This window comes from Arthrobacter sp. P4_F10 (assembly GCF_056401435.1).
Window position 1 is genome coordinate 26,663 of record NZ_JBFUJJ010000004.1, and the last position, 15,559, is coordinate 42,221.

13 protein-coding genes are annotated in these 15,559 nt (G+C 65.8%); 3 read left to right on the top strand and 10 right to left on the bottom strand.

Going from position 1 to position 15,559, the window contains the following annotated elements; all coding sequences use genetic code 11:
* Positions 1 to 1,149 (bottom strand): succinyldiaminopimelate transaminase, encoded by a 1,149-nt coding sequence (gene dapC / locus AC1DR1_RS06225; RefSeq protein WP_364745708.1) that lies wholly within the window; start codon positions 1,147 to 1,149, stop codon positions 1 to 3.
* A 12-nt stretch (positions 1,150 to 1,161) separates the two neighbouring features.
* Positions 1,162 to 1,488, bottom strand: a complete 327-nt coding sequence (gene fdxA, locus AC1DR1_RS06230) for a ferredoxin (RefSeq protein ID WP_026266493.1) — start codon at positions 1,486 to 1,488, stop codon at positions 1,162 to 1,164.
* A 152-nt stretch (positions 1,489 to 1,640) separates the two neighbouring features.
* Between fdxA and AC1DR1_RS06235 the strand changes: the two genes are divergently transcribed.
* A complete protein-coding gene (locus AC1DR1_RS06235) occupies positions 1,641 to 1,889 on the top strand; it encodes a putative acetyltransferase (protein WP_476966435.1) in 249 nt (82 codons plus the stop codon).
* A gap of 481 nt (positions 1,890 to 2,370) precedes the next feature.
* On the opposite strand, the gene AC1DR1_RS06240 is transcribed toward AC1DR1_RS06235, so the two are convergent.
* From AC1DR1_RS06240 to typA, 3 genes are all read right to left on the bottom strand, one after another.
* The gene (locus AC1DR1_RS06240; protein ID WP_229994644.1) at positions 2,371 to 3,180 is read right to left on the bottom strand and encodes a type IV toxin-antitoxin system AbiEi family antitoxin domain-containing protein; all 810 of its coding nucleotides are present in this window, start codon (positions 3,178 to 3,180) and stop codon (positions 2,371 to 2,373) included.
* 332 nt (positions 3,181 to 3,512) lie between these two features.
* Complete coding sequence (locus AC1DR1_RS06245) at positions 3,513 to 3,890, bottom strand: hypothetical protein (protein WP_364745702.1); 378 nt, start codon at positions 3,888 to 3,890, stop codon at positions 3,513 to 3,515.
* A 27-nt stretch (positions 3,891 to 3,917) separates the two neighbouring features.
* Positions 3,918 to 5,846, bottom strand: coding sequence for a translational GTPase TypA (typA, locus tag AC1DR1_RS06250; protein WP_229994646.1), 1,929 nt, complete (start codon positions 5,844 to 5,846; stop codon positions 3,918 to 3,920).
* Positions 5,847 to 6,128: 282 nt separating this feature from the next.
* Between typA and AC1DR1_RS06255 the strand changes: the two genes are divergently transcribed.
* Positions 6,129 to 7,061: an SGNH/GDSL hydrolase family protein gene (locus tag AC1DR1_RS06255; RefSeq protein WP_476992342.1), complete on the top strand. Its 933-nt coding sequence runs from the start codon at positions 6,129 to 6,131 to the stop codon at positions 7,059 to 7,061.
* 129 nt (positions 7,062 to 7,190) lie between these two features.
* Here the strand turns inward: AC1DR1_RS06255 and AC1DR1_RS06260 are convergent, their stop codons facing one another.
* From AC1DR1_RS06260 to AC1DR1_RS06280, 5 genes are all read right to left on the bottom strand, one after another.
* Positions 7,191 to 8,912, bottom strand: coding sequence for an ABC transporter ATP-binding protein (locus tag AC1DR1_RS06260; RefSeq protein WP_229994648.1), 1,722 nt, complete (start codon positions 8,910 to 8,912; stop codon positions 7,191 to 7,193).
* An 11-nt stretch (positions 8,913 to 8,923) separates the two neighbouring features.
* Positions 8,924 to 9,916 carry an ABC transporter permease gene (locus AC1DR1_RS06265; RefSeq protein ID WP_229994649.1) on the bottom strand — a complete coding sequence of 331 codons (993 nt, stop codon included), beginning with the start codon at positions 9,914 to 9,916 and terminating at the stop codon, positions 8,924 to 8,926.
* Entirely contained in the window at positions 9,906 to 10,835 is a 930-nt protein-coding gene (locus AC1DR1_RS06270; RefSeq protein WP_229994650.1) for an ABC transporter permease, read from the bottom strand. The genes AC1DR1_RS06265 and AC1DR1_RS06270 overlap by 11 nt, the downstream gene beginning before the upstream one ends.
* A 222-nt stretch (positions 10,836 to 11,057) precedes the next feature.
* Positions 11,058 to 12,698, bottom strand: a complete 1,641-nt coding sequence (locus AC1DR1_RS06275; protein WP_229994651.1) for a peptide ABC transporter substrate-binding protein — start codon at positions 12,696 to 12,698, stop codon at positions 11,058 to 11,060.
* Between the two features lie 303 nt (positions 12,699 to 13,001).
* Complete coding sequence (locus AC1DR1_RS06280) at positions 13,002 to 14,828, bottom strand: ABC transporter ATP-binding protein (RefSeq protein WP_364745693.1); 1,827 nt, start codon at positions 14,826 to 14,828, stop codon at positions 13,002 to 13,004.
* A 78-nt stretch (positions 14,829 to 14,906) separates the two neighbouring features.
* Between AC1DR1_RS06280 and AC1DR1_RS06285 the strand changes: the two genes are divergently transcribed.
* Positions 14,907 to 15,536 carry a PH domain-containing protein gene (locus tag AC1DR1_RS06285; RefSeq protein WP_229994653.1) on the top strand — a complete coding sequence of 210 codons (630 nt, stop codon included), beginning with the start codon at positions 14,907 to 14,909 and terminating at the stop codon, positions 15,534 to 15,536.
* The last annotated feature ends 23 nt before the right edge of the window (positions 15,537 to 15,559 follow it).

Below are 15,559 nucleotides of genomic sequence, written 5' to 3' on the forward strand. Positions count from 1 at the left end.
TTACGCGTCCGGGGCCAGCCTCGAGACGGCGGCGTCGATCCGCTCGTCGCTGGCGGTCAGCGCCACCCGGATGAACCCGCTTCCGGCGTCGCCGTAGAAAACCCCGGGGCCGACGACGATTCCGCGGTCCGCGAGGCGGCCCACGGTGTCCCACGTCGCCTCGCCGGCGGTGGCCCACAGGTAAAGGCCCGCACTGGACTCACGGATCGCCAGGCCGAAACCCTCCAGCGCCGGGACGATCCGTTCCCGCCGGCCCCTGTACAGGTCCTTCTGGGCCTGGACGTGGGCGTCGTCGCCGAGGGCCACCCGCATGGCTTCCTGGACCGGATAGGGAACGATCATCCCGGCGTGCTTGCGGCTGTTGACCAGGTTCGCCATGATCACCGGATCACCGGCGACGAATGCCGCCCGGTAGCCGGCCACATTGGACTGTTTGCTCAGCGAATAGACGGCAAGCAGGCCCTCGTGGGAGCCTTCTGCGACCTGCGGGTCCAGGATGCTGGGGACCGGGATGCCGCCGCGCTGGACGTCCCACTCCCCCCAGCCGAGTTCGGCGTAGCATTCATCCGACGCTACGACGGCGCCCAGCTCCCGCGCCTGCCGGACGATCCGCCGCAGCGATGCGATGTCCCGGACGCTGCCGGTGGGGTTGGCCGGTGAATTGACCCAGACCAGGCGCACACGGGCGCGGGTGCCGGCGTCGAGCTCGTCGAGGTCGTCGGCGGCGATCTGCTCCGCACCGGCGAAGGTGGCACCGATGTCATACGTGGGGTACGCGACCGTGGGGCGGACGACGACGTCGCCCGGCCTCAGGCCGAGCAGGAACGGCAGCCACGCGACGAGTTCCTTGGAACCCACCGTCGGCATCACATCCTGCGGATCGAGTCCGGGGACGCCGCGACGGCGCGCAAACCAGCCGGCGATGGCTTCCCGCAGGGCCGGCGTCCCGTGGACGGTGGGATAGCCGGGAGCGTCCGCGGCGGCGCGCAGCGCGTCCTGGATGAGGGCCGGCGTCGGGTCCACCGGGGTTCCGATGGAAAGGTTGACGGCTCCTTCCGCGTGCCGGGCTGCCGTGGCGAGATACGGCGCCATGGCCTCCCACGGGTAGTCGGGCAGGCTCAGGCCGAAGGTGCGCACCGCGGATGTCACCGTAGCGCCGTCCTAGTTGTCTTGGTTCTGCGGCGGCAGGGCGGCGATCATGGGGTGGTCGGTGTGGGTGTTCCCGACCTTCGCGGCGCCGCCCGGGGAACCGAGTTCGTCGAAGAACTCGACGTTGGCCTTGTAGTAGTCAGCCCATTCTTCGGGGGTGTCGTCCTCGTAGTAGATCGCCTCCACGGGGCAGACCGGCTCGCAGGCACCGCAGTCCACGCACTCGTCGGGGTGGATGTACAGGGAACGCTCACCCTCGTAGATGCAATCGACGGGGCACTCCTCAATGCATGCCTTGTCTTTGACATCTACACACGGCTGCGCGATTACGTACGTCACGTCCCTGGCCTCTCCACGTTGGTTCCGGCGAACGGCCGGATGGTTTCCCGGCCTGAGCGCCGGGTTTCTGACTTCCGAGCCTATTATCTCCCAGCCTGTTCCCGCGAACCTAGCGGGAACGTCATACATGCTCCGCGTCTTACTATGATCTGATGAGCTCGCCTTTGCCCTTGCCCCAGCAGTTTCTCTCCGGCGCCCCGCTGGGCACGCGCGTTGTGGTCCGGTACCGGATCGACGGCGGCCTGACGGATGCCCTTGGCGAGCTCGTCGAACGCGCCGACGGCGTGTGCACCGTCCGCACCCGCCGCTCCGACGTCGTCATCGCACTCCCCCTTGTAGTGGCGGCCAAGGAAGTCCCGCCGCCCCCGCCGCGCCGCGCCCCACGCGTGCAGGGCACCTGACCCGCGGCGCAGGGGGCCCTGGGCAACGGTTCCCGGGTGGTTGCTAGCGTCCAGTGGACATGCCCTCCCGCACCCTCCGCGACCAATGGACATGCCCTCCCCTCGTTGCCGGCCGTGCACATGCCCCCTCCTGGCCCGCAGCCGCGCACATGCCCACCCGCACCCTCCGCGACCAATGGACATGTCCTCCCCCGATTGCCGGCCGCGCACATGCCCACCCGCACCCTCGACGACCTGTGGACATGTCCTCCCCTCGTTGCCGGCCGTGCACATTCCACCGTTATGCTCATCACCGCGGGCCAGCGAGGGACATGTCCAGTGGCGAATCGACAGAGCACGGGACATGTCCAGTGGTGGCTTCGTGCGGTGCAGAGTCAGTGGTGGCTGGGTGCAGAGCAGGGTCACAGCGCTGGGGTGAGGCGCAGAATCGCAGTGCAAGGGCGCAGGAAAAGGCGCACGAATTTGGAATTCGCGTCCGACTCTATGCGGCGGCGGACAGCCTGTTCAGCGCTTCCCGGACCATGGTAATGAAATCCTCAGGATGGTCCCTCACCAGCTGGTAGGTCACAATCAGTGTCGGTATTCCTCGGCGCGTCGTAACGTTCCAACGCCGCCGGTCTTCCTCGAAGCTCGTCCTATCCATGTGGAACCCGGCCCCGTCAGCCTCAATGCCAAGACGGCCATCGACCATCAGGTCCAGATGTCCCATGCCCGGAACGTTGACCTGCGATTCAACATGAAAGCCGGCACGCCGCAGAAGGAACCGGGCCAGGCATTCAATGACCGACTGTGACTGTGGGACGATCGCCGACACGATCCGGCGCTCCCGGGAGTCGTTCCGGCCATCGAGCCGCTGGCGCAACAAACCCAACGGGAGTCCCTTCAGCACGACGGCGGACTCGGCGATGATCAGCCCGTCAGGTTCAGGCAAGCAGCGCAGGCATTGGACGACTGTGTCCAGGAGCGTCGGCGGAACGGAAGCCCGGTGACAGATGAAGCCCTGGTAACTCCTGCTGTGGGTGAGGGCTATGTGCGGCTGGGCCGGGCCTTCGAGGACCCACAGCCCGCTGAAGTGGGCAGCGGTGATACAAGCAGGCTCCGCCGGCAGTGAGCGAATAGAGATCAGCTGTGCGTCCGCACCGGGCAAGGCATAGACACCGCGGGCTACACGGGACACCGATCCCGCGGCCATCGCCGACTTGAGCTGAAAATCGGAGACCCCCGCCGCGGCAATGTATTTGGCGCGGGCGACGCCGTCGTACTTCGAGAGCACCTCGATAATGTTGGCCATTCACCCATGGTGGAGCCGCACACTGCGCCCGTGCAGTCGGATCCCGCGCTATGTGGAAAACTGCGCGGGCGGGGCCAGGGCTGCGGCAACCCGGGCAGGAGCAAGGACTGGACATGTCCCGCGCACGGGCCCTGCGCCGGACGCGATGCCATTGTGCCCGCTCAAGCGAACAAAAAACGGGCATGTCCCCGAGCCGTGGGTGGGAGTGGACAGGCCCATAGATGAGCGCTGGACATGTCCCGCGGGCCAGCCCTGCGCCGGACATGATGCCATTGAGCCCAATTGAGCGAACGAAAAATGAGCATGTCCCGCGTAGGAGGCAGGGCCGGGTCCTAGCCGGGCGGGCGCCGGTACCGCCGGCACCAGGCGAGCATGGCCACGGTGATGCCTGCGATGCCGAAGACCCAGACATTGCCCGCGGTGTCGCCGATGACCAGGCGCTTGCCTGTTTCCAGGGTGGACCACCACCCGGTCAGCGCATAACAGAGGACCCCGCATACTGCCGTCGGGACGACTGAACGGAACGCCGCCCCGAGCCACACCTGGACCGAGCCCAGCAGCACGAGCGCCGCGACGGCTCCCCACGGGACGTCCACGCCGTTCAGGACCAGATCGTGGCGGTGCAGGGCGGTTCCGGCCAGGGCAACAAAAAGAGCTGCCGGTACGGCGGCGGCAATGCCGCCTGCCGTACCGGCAGCTCTCTTAGTCACGTTGCAGCCGAAGCCCGGAGACCGGGATTAGACCTTGGCGCGGGCGCGGTTGGCCTTGGCACGCTCGTTGGTGTCCAGGATGACCTTGCGGATGCGGATTGAATCCGGGGTAACCTCAACGCACTCGTCTTCGCGGGCGAATTCGAGGGACTCTTCGAGGGTCAGGTCGCGCGGCGGCGTCAGGTTCTCGAAGGTGTCCGAGGAGGCTGCACGCATGTTGGTGAGCTTCTTTTCCTTCGTGATGTTGACGTCCATGTCGTCGGCGCGGGAGTTCTCGCCCACGATCATGCCTTCGTAGACCTCGGACGTGGGCTTGACGAAGAAGGAGCCACGTTCCTGCAGGTTGATCATGGCGAACGGGGTCACAACACCGGCGCGGTCGGCGATCATCGAACCGTTGGTGCGGTACTCGATCGGGCCGGCCCACGGCTCGTAGCCTTCGGAGATGGAGGCGGCGATGCCGGCGCCGCGGGTGTCCGTGAGGAACTTGGTGCGGAACCCGATCAGGCCACGGGCCGGAACGATGAACTCCATGCGGCACCAGCCGGTGCCGTGGTTGGCCATGTTGGTCATGCGGCCCTTGCGGGCAGCCATCAGCTGGGTGACGGCGCCGAGGTACTCTTCGGGCACGTCGATGGTCATGTGCTCCATCGGCTCGTGGACCTTGCCGTCGACGGTCCGGGTGACGACCTGCGGCTTGCCGACGGTCAGTTCGAAGCCTTCGCGGCGCATCTGCTCGACCAGGATGGCCAGCGCGAGCTCGCCACGGCCCTGGACTTCCCAAGCGTCGGGACGCTCGGTGGGGAGAACCTTGATGGAGACGTTACCGATCAGTTCCTTGTCGAGGCGGTCCTTGACCTGGCGGGCCGTGACCTTGGCGCCCTTGACCTTGCCGGCCAGCGGCGAGGTGTTGATACCGATGGTCATGGAGATGGCCGGGTCGTCAACAGTGATCAGCGGCAGCGGCTGCGGGTTCTCGGCGTCGGTGAGAGTCTCGCCGATGGTGATTTCCTCGATGCCGGCAACAGCAACGATTTCGCCGGGGCCGGCGGATTCCGCGGGGACACGGTCGAGTGCCTTCGTGGCCAGCAGCTCGGTGATCTTGACGTTCTTCAGCTCACCGTTGGCACGTGCCCAGGCGACGGTCTGGCCCTTGCGCAGGGTGCCGTTGTAGATGCGAAGCAGCGCGAGGCGGCCGAGGAACGGGGAGGCATCCAAGTTGGTGACGTGCGCCTGCAGGACACCGTTCGGGTTGTAGGTCGGGGCCGGGATGTGCTCGATGATGGCCTGGAAGAGCGGCTCGAGGTCCTCGTTTTCCGGGGCTGAACCGTCTGCGGGCTGTTCGAGGGACGCGCGGCCGACCTTGGCTGCGGCGTAAACAACCGGAACATTGAGGATCTTGTCCAGGTCGAGGTCCGGAACTTCGTCGGCGAGGTCGGAGGCCAGGCCCAGGAGCAGGTCCATGGACTCGTGGACAACTTCTTCGATCCGCGCGTCGGGGCGGTCGGTCTTGTTGACCAGGAGGATCACCGGCAGGTGCGCGGCGAGGGCCTTGCGCAGCACGAAGCGGGTCTGGGGCAGCGGGCCCTCAGAGGCATCGACGAGGAGGACGACGCCGTCGACCATCGACAGGCCGCGCTCGACCTCGCCACCGAAGTCGGCGTGGCCGGGGGTGTCGATGACGTTGATGGTGATGGTCTCGCCCTTGGAGGACGGACCGTTGTAGGCCACCGTGGTGTTCTTGGCCAGGATGGTGATGCCCTTTTCGCGTTCCAGGTCACCGGAGTCCATGACGCGGTCTTCGAGGTGGTTGTGCTCGGCAAAGGAGTTGGTCTGCTTGAGCATGGCGTCGACCAGCGTGGTCTTGCCGTGGTCAACGTGGGCCACGATCGCGACGTTGCGCAGGTCACTGCGCGATGCAGTGGCTACCGCGGTGTTGGTGGTGGTTTCAGACATGCGTTATTGCTCGATTCAGTGGTGAAGTCAGCTGTGGTATCGCGACATTTCCAACTGGAACGCACGACGGATAAGTCCCTTTGGCACAGGGCACCTACAACCATTCTAAACGCTAGGTCATTTATTGGCCTAAAATGCGAAGCGGCGGCCGGCCGCCGCACCGTCCCAGGAGCGGGACGGGCGCACGGAAGTGGTTTATTACCTGTGAGTAAAGTCACTGGATTTTCCGGCGCCCATGCACCATCATTGCTCTGATAGCAGCAAGCAAGCCCGGAGACATTCATGCGAAACGCCTCGGCCCTGTCCCGCTTTGTCGCAACGATGATCGCCGTAGGCGTAGTTCTTGGCGGCTGTGGGCAGGCCACTTTTTCACCTGCGTACGACGCAGGTTCTTCCGACGGCGGATCGTCCGACGGCGGATCTTCTGACGCGGGCTCTGCGGGCGTGCCACTGACCGCCAGCCAGGCCGGAACGGCTAACGGCGCCGGCGTACCGGTCGCGGCAGGGGCCGCTGCGAAGACCCGCATCGGGTCCACCATCGACCCCGCCGATTTGCCGAGCGGCTCGACCTACCGCAACCCTGCCAACGGCCGCAACGAGATCATCGTCAAGGACACCAGCAATGTCGCCGTGCTTATTGGCGACTCACAATCGGAACCGTCCTACGGTTGGCCCAGGCAGGGTCTGGCAGCGGCCGGGTACAAGGTCTTCTTCTGCGGCCGGGGCGGCACCGGCTACGTGGCATCGAACGGCAAGACCGGCAACTACGTCGATGCGCTCCAGCGCGGCGATTGGAAACTCCCGTACGGCACCCCTCCCCTCGTAGTGATCGAAGGCGGCGGGAACGACGCCGCGCGCGGCGCCTCGAACGCGCAGATCGTCGCCAACGCCGAGCGGCTGATCGCCAGCATCCAGCAGCGCTATCCGGCGGCCCGGATGCTCATGGTCGGCACGCTCGCCCGCGGCGTCCACTACGGCGGTGGACGCCGGTCCGAGGTGGACGCGCTTCTGGGGAGGGTGGCGGACCGGCACGGGCTGCCGTTCGTCAGCGCGGGCGACTGGCTCACCCGGTACAACCTCACGGGTTCAATGGCGGACGGGGTTCACCTGAACCGGCAGGGCCACGCGGCCCTGGGCGCCGTTTTCGGCCAGCGGCTGGAGTCCATGGGGTTCGACTACGCAGAGCCCGGCATGCTCGCCGGCTTGTCCCGCTAGCGCCGGACAGCACACCACAGCAACCCTGCACACCACAGCAAAAAGGAGCCGGTGCCCGCCCCAACGGGCGGACACCGGCTCCTGTGCTGCTACCGGCGGACTTGTTCAAGCCCTAGGTAAAGTGGCCGCTCAGGCCACTTCCACCTCCGGCGGCAGCATGAGGCCCGCGCCGGGGATGGCGTTGAGCAGCGCCCGGGTGTAGTCCTGCTGCGGCGACTCGAAGACGTCGTCCGTGGAGCCCGTCTCCACGAGCTTGCCCTTCTCCATGACGCACACGTGGTCCGCGATCTGCCGGACCACCGCGAGGTCGTGGGTGATGAACAGGTAGGTCAGGCCGAGCCTGGACTGCAGTTCGGCGAGCAGGTTCAGCACCTGCGCCTGCACCAGCACATCCAGTGCCGAGACGGCCTCGTCGCAGATGATCACTTCGGGGTCCAGGGCCAGGGCGCGGGCGATCGCGACACGCTGGCGCTGGCCGCCGGAGAGCTCATTCGGGTACCGCTGCATGGTGGACTGCGGCAGCGCCACCTGGTCCAGCAGCTCCCGGACCTTCTTCTCGCGGCTGGCCTTGTCCCCGATCTTGTGGGTCCGCAGCGGTTCCTCGATGGTCCGGAAGATGTTGTACATCGGGTCCAGTGAACCGTAGGGGTCCTGGAAGATCGGCTGCACCCGGCGCCTGAAGGCGAAGATCTCCTTGCTGTTCAGCGTGGAGGTGTCCACGCCGTCGAAGATGATCTTGCCGGAGGTCGGCGTGAGGAGGTTCAGGACCATCTGCGCCACCGTGGACTTGCCGGATCCCGACTCCCCCACGATCGCCGTCGTGGTTCCCCGCTTGACGCTGAAGGAGACGTCGTCGACGGCGGTGAAGTCCGTGGACTTGCCCAGGCCAGAACGCAGCTTGAAGACCTTCCTGAGGTTCTGGATCTGCAGGACGTCGTCGGACTTGGCCGGCTCAACCACGCCGGTCTCGCTCGGGGCGAGCATGTCGTCGGTCTCCACGCCGAGTTCCTTGGCGGCCTGGATGCGCCGGGACGCCAGCGACGGCGCCGAGGCGACCAGCCGCTGGGTGTACGGGTGCTGCGGGTTCTGCAGCAGCTCCAGCGAGGGTCCGGACTCGACAACCTGGCCGCGGTACATGACCACCACCTGGTCGGCGCGCTCGGCGGCGAGGCCGAGGTCGTGCGTGATCAGCAGCACCGCGGTGCCCAGTTCCGTGGTCATCTTGTCCAGGTGATCGAGGATCTGGCGCTGCACGGTGACGTCGAGCGCCGAGGTGGGCTCGTCCGCGATGAGCAGGCGCGGCTGGCAGGCGAGCCCGATCGCGATCAGTGCGCGCTGGCGCATGCCGCCGGAGAACTCGTGGGGGTACTGCTTGGCGCGGCTGCCGGCGTCGGGCAGCCCGGCCTGGGACAGGACCTTTGCGACGTCGTCCGGGCCGCTCGGGAGTCCGTTGGCCTTGAGCGTTTCGCGGACCTGGTCGCCGATCTTCCACACCGGGTTGAGGTTGGACATCGGGTCCTGCGGGACCATGCCGATGCTGTTGCCGCGAAGTTCGATCATCCGCTTTTCGCTGGCGTTGGAGATGTCTTCGCCATCGAACAGGATCTGGCCTGCAGCGACGCGCCCGTTGCCCGGGAGCAGGCCGATGGCGGCCAGCGCGGTGGTGGACTTGCCGGAGCCCGACTCGCCCACAATCGCGACGGTTTCGCCCGGCATGACGGTGAGGCGGGCGTTGCGGACGGCGTTGACCTCGCCGTTGCTGGTGGTGAACCCGATGGCCAGGTCCTTGATTTCAAGCAGCGGGCGCTCAGTGGCGTACTCAGCTTCCTGGAAGTCAACAGAAGTGCTCATGGTGTCCCCTTTCATCGCTTGCGGGCTTTGGGATCGAGCGCATCACGCAGGGCATCGCCCAGCATGATGAAGCTCAGGACGGTGATGGACAGCGCGATTGCCGGGTAGAGCAGCGGCATCGGGTTGGACCGGAGCGAGGCCTGCGCCGCCTGGATGTCGTTGCCCCAGGACATGACGCTGGGCGGCAGCCCGATGCCGAGGAAGGACAGCGTGGATTCGGCCACGATGAACGTGCCCAGGGAGATGGTGGCCACGACGATGATCGGGGCCAGCGAGTTCGGCATCACGTGCCGCATGAGGGCGCCGAACTTCGAGACGCCGAGCGACCGGGCGGCCGTGACGAAGTCGGCGTTGCGGACCTCGATCACCGCACCGCGGGTGATGCGCGCGATTTGCGGCCAGCCGAAGGCCACCAGGATGAGCACCAGCGTCCACACGGTCCGGTTCGTCCGGAACATCGGCAGCTGCATGAGCACGATCGCGCCCAGGATCAGGGGCAGGGCGAAGAAGATGTCATTGATGCGGGCCAGGACGGAGTCGATCCAGCCGCCGTAATAACCGGCCACGGCCCCCATGATGCCGCCGATCAGCAGCACCCCGATGGTGGTGAAGAGGCCCACGGTCACCGAGGACCGCGTGCCGAAGATGACGCGGGCGTAGACGTCGCAGCCCTGCTGGGTGAAGCCCAGGGGGTGGCCCGCGGCGGGGCCGGCGTCGGAGTTGGCCAGCTGGCACGCCTCCGAGCCCGGGTCGATCGGGGAGAAGAGTCCGGGGAAGAGGGAGACCGCCACGACCACCAGGATCAGGAGTGCGGAGATGAGGAAGAGCGGCTGCTTGCGCAGGTTCTTCCAGGCCTCGCCCCACAGACTCAGCGGTGCGGCTTCGTCCTTGACCCGGTCCGTCACCTGGAGCGGGGTCTCGGAGACATCGGCCACGAAGTGCTCGGTCCGGCGGGCCGGGCGGAGGGAGGTGTGCCGTGCGGTGGTGGTGTTATCAGGAGTCATAACGKATCCTCGGGTCAAGCCAGCCGTAAAGCAGGTCAACGAGCAGGTTGGAGAGGCAGTAGATCAGCACCAGGACGGTGACGATCGAGACCACCGTGGGCCCTTCGCCGGACAGCACGGCCCGGTAGAGCCGGTTGCCGACGCCCGGAACGTTGAAGATGCCTTCCGTGACGATTGCGCCGCCCATCAGGGCACCGAGGTCGGCGCCCAGGAAGGTAATGACGGGAATCAGGGAGTTGCGCAGGATGTGGACGCGGACCACCTGGAACCGGGAGAGGCCCTTGGCCGTGGCGGTGCGCACATAGTCGGCGTTCATGTTTTCGATGACCGACGTGCGGGTCAGGCGCAGGACATAGGCGAAGGATCCCAGTCCCAGCACGATCGCCGGCAGGATGAGGTCCTGGACGGTCGCCGCGGAGCTGACGGTCGGCTTGGCCCAGCCCAGCTGGACGCCGATGGTGAACTGCAGCAGGAAGCCCAGGACGAAGATCGGGATGCCGATCACGATCAGGGACGCCACCAGGACAGTGGCGTCAAAGAACTTGCCTTTGCGCAGGCCGGCGATGAGGCCGAAGACGATGCCGAAGACTGCCTCGAAGATCAGCGCCATGATGGCCAGCCGGGCCGTGACGGGGAAGACCTCACCGAGCACGGCGGCGATGGGGCGTCCGGAGAAGTCCTGGCCGAGGTCGAACGTGAAGATGCTCTTGAGGTAAAGCAGGTATTGCATCCAGAACGGCTGGTCCAGGTGGTACTGCGCCCGCAGCTTGGCTGCCACGGCCTCGTTCACCGGCTTGTCGCCGAACAGTGCCACGATGGGATCGCCGGGCAGGCTGAAGACCAGGAAGTAGACCAGCAGTGTTGCGCCCAGGAAGACGGGAATCAGTTGCAGGAAACGCTTGAGGATGTATGTCGACATCAGCGAGTCACACCCTCGTTGGCAGGCATCCTGTCCAGGGATGCGGCGGAGTTGTTCATCAAAGAACCTTTTCACTATGGATGCAGGCCGGCGCCGGTTCATTCACGGCGGCAGGGCTGCGAAAAGTTCGCCCGAAGAGCCGGGCATCAAGAAAATAAATGGTGGGAAAACACGACGACGGCGGAGGCCCCAGTATGGGCGGCCCCCGCCGTCGTTTTGTTGTTACTTACCGGTTACGTTGTAGTACAGCGGGACGCCGTCCCAGCCGTAGTCGACGTTGGTGACCTTGTCGCTCCAGCCGCCCTGGGCAACCTGGTACCACAGGGGGATGGCCGGCAGGTCCGTCAGGAGGATCTCCTGGGCCTTGTTCATGGCCTTGTTGCCCTCGCCGACCGTCGCGGCGTTCAGGCCGTCGGAGATGGCCTTGTCGAACGTCGGGTTGGCGTAGTTAGCGTCGTTGGAGCCGGCACCGGTCTTGTAGATCGGGCCGAGGAAGTTGTACAGCGACGGGTAGTCTGCCTGCCAGCCGGCACGGATGGAGCCGGTGAGGGTCTTGGCGGTGGCGTCGTTGCGGGCTTCCTTGAAGGTGGCGTACGGCTTGCCTTCAACCTTGATGCCGAGCGTGTTCTTGAGCTGGTTGACTACTGCCTCAACCCAGGCCTTGTGTCCGCCCTTGTCGGCGTTGTAGGCAATGGTGAAGGTCGTGTTGGCGTCCCACTTCTGGATCGCGTCGGCCTTGGTCCAGGCCTCCTTGGCCTTGGCGGCGTCGAACTTGAGGTTGTCGGCACCGGCGATCGAATCGCTGTAGCCGTCAAGCACGGGGGCCGTGAAGTCCTTGGCAGGCTGGCGTGCGCCGTTGAAGATCACCTTGGTGATTTCCTCGCGGTTGATCGCCATGGAGATCGCCTGGCGACGAAGCTTGCCGGCCTCACCGCTCCACTCCGGCAGGTATTCCGGGATGGCGATGGTCTGGTTGCCTGCGTACGGCTTGTTGATGGTGCGCTCGCCAAGGTCAGACTTGAAGTTCTTCAGCGCGCTGGTCGGGATGGTCTGCAGGATGTCCAGGTCGTTGGACAGCAGGGCCTGGTAGGCGGAGTCGTCGTTCTGGTAGATCTTGAAGGTCACACCGGCGTTCTTGGCCTTGCGCGGGCCGCTGTAGTCCGGGTTCGGAACGAGCTGGATCTGCACATTGTGCTGCCAGCCGCCGTCCGCCAGCTTGTACGGGCCGTTGCCGACCGGCTTCTCGCCGAAGCCCTTCGGGTCCTTCAGGGCGCCGGAGGGAACCGGAACAAACGCGGTGTAGCCCAGGCGAAGCGGCCAGTCAGATTCCGGCTGCTTCAGTTCAACGGTGAACGTCTGGTCGTCAACGACCTTCAGGCCGGACATGGTCTCGACCGTGGAGCCTTCTGCGCTGGCTTCGTCGTAGCCCTTGATGCTTTCGAAGAAGCCGCCGCTGAGCTGGGCGTTCTTGGCTGCGGCGCCGAAGTTCCAGGAATCGACGAAGGACTTGGCCGTGATGGCCTCGCCGTTCGTGAACTTCTGGTCCTTCTTGACCTTGATGGTGAAGTGCTGGCCGTCCTTGCCCTCGATGGACTCGGCGAGTTCGTTGACCGGCTTGCCGCTGGGGTCGTAGCTGACCAAGCCCGCGAAGATCATGTCGATGACCTTGCCGCCGCCAACTTCGTTGGTGTCGGCCGGCATGAGGGGACGCTGGGGTTCGGAGCCGTCGGCGAAGATCACTTTGCTGGTGTCTCCGCCGGTACTGCCGCTACCGGTTGCAGAGCCGCTGGCACCGCATCCGGTCAGGGCGAGGGCGGCGATAGCCACCATGCCCAGTGCTTTGGAAGTGCGCGAAAAACGCATTCCGCCTCCTATGAGTTGTGGGAGTTCGTGAGGGAAAAACTTATGCTTCCCCGTAAGCAGGCACAGGGGTATCCCCTGTGACGTGGCCTACATATGGAAGTAGCCTAGCCCTTAAATGTCCAAATGTTGGAACTCCGTTGCCAAACCGTGATCCGACAATCTCATGACGGTTAACGTCAAGCGCGATGTATTTCAAGTCACACGCTACTGGCTGGTATTATTCGCCCGCTTTGTGACCCGGGTTACCCGCGGTTAACTGGAATGCGGCGGCTTTTCGCCCCTGTTTGAACCCTCCGGTAAGCTTCAGCTGGCCCCTGAGAGCAGCTGCGCGCGCAGTTCGCGACGCTCGCGCTGCTTGTCCGGATCCGGCAGCGGAACCGCCGCCAGGAGCCGCTGGGTGTAAGGCTCCTGGGGGTTGCGGAGGATCTGGTCCCGGGTGCCCTGCTCCACGATCCTGCCGCGCTGCATGACACAGATCCGGTCCGCGAGCACGTCCACCACCGCAAGGTCATGGGTGACGAAGAGGCAGGCGAACCCCAGTTCCCTCTGCAGGTTCTGGAACAGATCGAGCACCTTGGCCTGGACAGAGACGTCGAGGGCGGAAGTGGGCTCGTCGGCGACCATCAGCTTCGGCTTGAGGGAGAGGGCACGCGCGATCCCCACGCGCTGCTTCTGCCCGCCGGAGAGCTCGTGCGGGTAGCGGTTGCGGTAGTCCCGAGGCAGCTCAACCTGGTCCAGGAGCGCCTCAATGCGCCGCTGCAGTTCGGCGCCCTTCGCGGTCCCCGACAAGAACATCGGCTCCCCGATGCTTTCCCCGATGGGCAGCCTGGGGTTCAGGGACGACGAGGGATCCTGGAACACCATGCCAACGTGCCGGCGCATCTCGCGGAGCTGGCGGCCGTTCTTCTTGGCAGCGGAAATGTCCTGCCCGACCACCCGCATGGTGCCCGCCGCCACGGGCAGCAGGCCGACGGCGGCCCGGCCGATGGTGGTCTTGCCGGAACCCGACTCGCCGACGAGGCCGACCACCTGTCCGGGATAGATGACCAGGTTGGCCCCTTCCACGGCACGGAAGGCCGGCGCCCGGCCCTGCTTCGGGTAATCGATGGCGACATCGCTGAGCTCCAGGACCGGTTCGCCCTTCGGCTTGGCCGCTTCTGCTGCGGCCAGGGCGGCGGCATTTTCGCGCTCCCGCCGGATCAGCTCCTCTTCCGGAATGGAAAGGATCTCGACGTGGGTCGCGGCGGCGAGAGCGGCGGTGACGTCTACGTCCGCCGCGGAATCCGCGCCACCCTGGCCCAGGTGCGGGACCGCAGCCAGCAGCGCCTTGGTGTACTCGTGCTGCGGGTTGTGGAAAATCTGCGCTGCCGTCCCCGTCTCCACGATGAGGCCCTTGCGCATGACGGCGATCCGGTCGGCGAGGTCGGCCACCACCCCCATGTCGTGAGTGATGAGCACAATGGCACTGTCCAGTTTGTTCCGCAGGTTGCGCATGAGGTCAAGGATTTCGGCCTGGACTGTCACGTCGAGGGCCGTGGTCGGCTCATCGGCAATGAGCAGCTTCGGGTCGCAGGAGAGCGACTGGGCGATCATGGCGCGCTGGCGCTGGCCGCCGGAAAGCTGGTGCGGGTAAGACCGGAAGGCCTTCTCCGGATCGGGCAGTTCGACAAGATCCAGCATGCGCAGGGCCCGGAGTCGGGCTTCTTCCGGCGAAACCTCATTGTGCAGGCGCACAGTTTCCACGATCTGCGACCCCACGGTGTAGACCGGGTTCAAGGCCGTCATCGGCTCCTGGAAGATCACCGCGACGTCCTTGCCGCGCACGGCACGGATATTGGTTTCATTGCTCCCCAGCAGTTCACGGCCGCCGAGCTTGACACTTCCAGTCACACGGCTGTTACTGGGCAGCAGGCCCAGCAGCGCCATTGAACTGGCGCTCTTTCCGGACCCGGACTCCCCCACGATGGCGAGAACTTCGCCGGCCCGGACCTCGTAGTTCAGGCCGATCGCGGCCGGGACCCATTTTTTGTCCACGCCGAAATCCACGCTGAGGTCCCGGACTTCCAGGACGGTTTCGCCTTTGCCAGGCACGGGTGAGGCCGGCGGATCGAGGGTGATGAAGTCAGTCATGATGGGCTATCCTTCCGCCCGGGCCGCCGGTGCACCGGGGATTAGTGCTGCGGCTCGGAATACTGAATTATTGGGGGCATGAGCTCTGCGCCGCACGCCGGAAATGTTGAAGTCTTCAAACCACGAACCAACAAATGGTTCGCGTGGCTGTCCTGGGCGGTGGCCGCGTTCGGTGTCGTGGTCACGGTTGTCATGGCAGGGCCGGGGGCGCTGGGTGGCATCGCCCCGCTGGCCTTCATTGCCTTCATGGGCTGGCAACTGTTCTGGATGCCGTCCGTTGTAGTCCACGACGCCGGCGTCACCCTGGAGAATCCGTTCCGCTCCATTGAGGTCCCGTGGGCAGCGCTGGTGCACGTCGATACCCGCTTTGCTCTCACGCTGGTCACCGCCGAGAAGAGCTACACGTCCTGGGCCGCGCCCGCCCCCGGCATCTGGGGCGGGCGCCACGCCAGGCCGGAAGACCTCCACGGCCTGCCGGCAACCACTTACGGTCCCGGCAAGTCGGTCCGCCCGGGCGATCTGAAGACCACGGACTCCGGCCAGGCCGCCATGCTGGTGCGGGGCCGGTGGCATGAGCTGGTGGAAGGCGGGCAGCTCGCCGCCGGCGACGCCTCCACCACCGCCGTAACCGTCACCGTCCGCTGGGTGGCGATTGGCGCCGTCGTACTGCTCCTGGCGGCCAGCTACGTGGCTGTCACCGCCAGCTAGCCGGCACCTGCACGGGGCCGGCA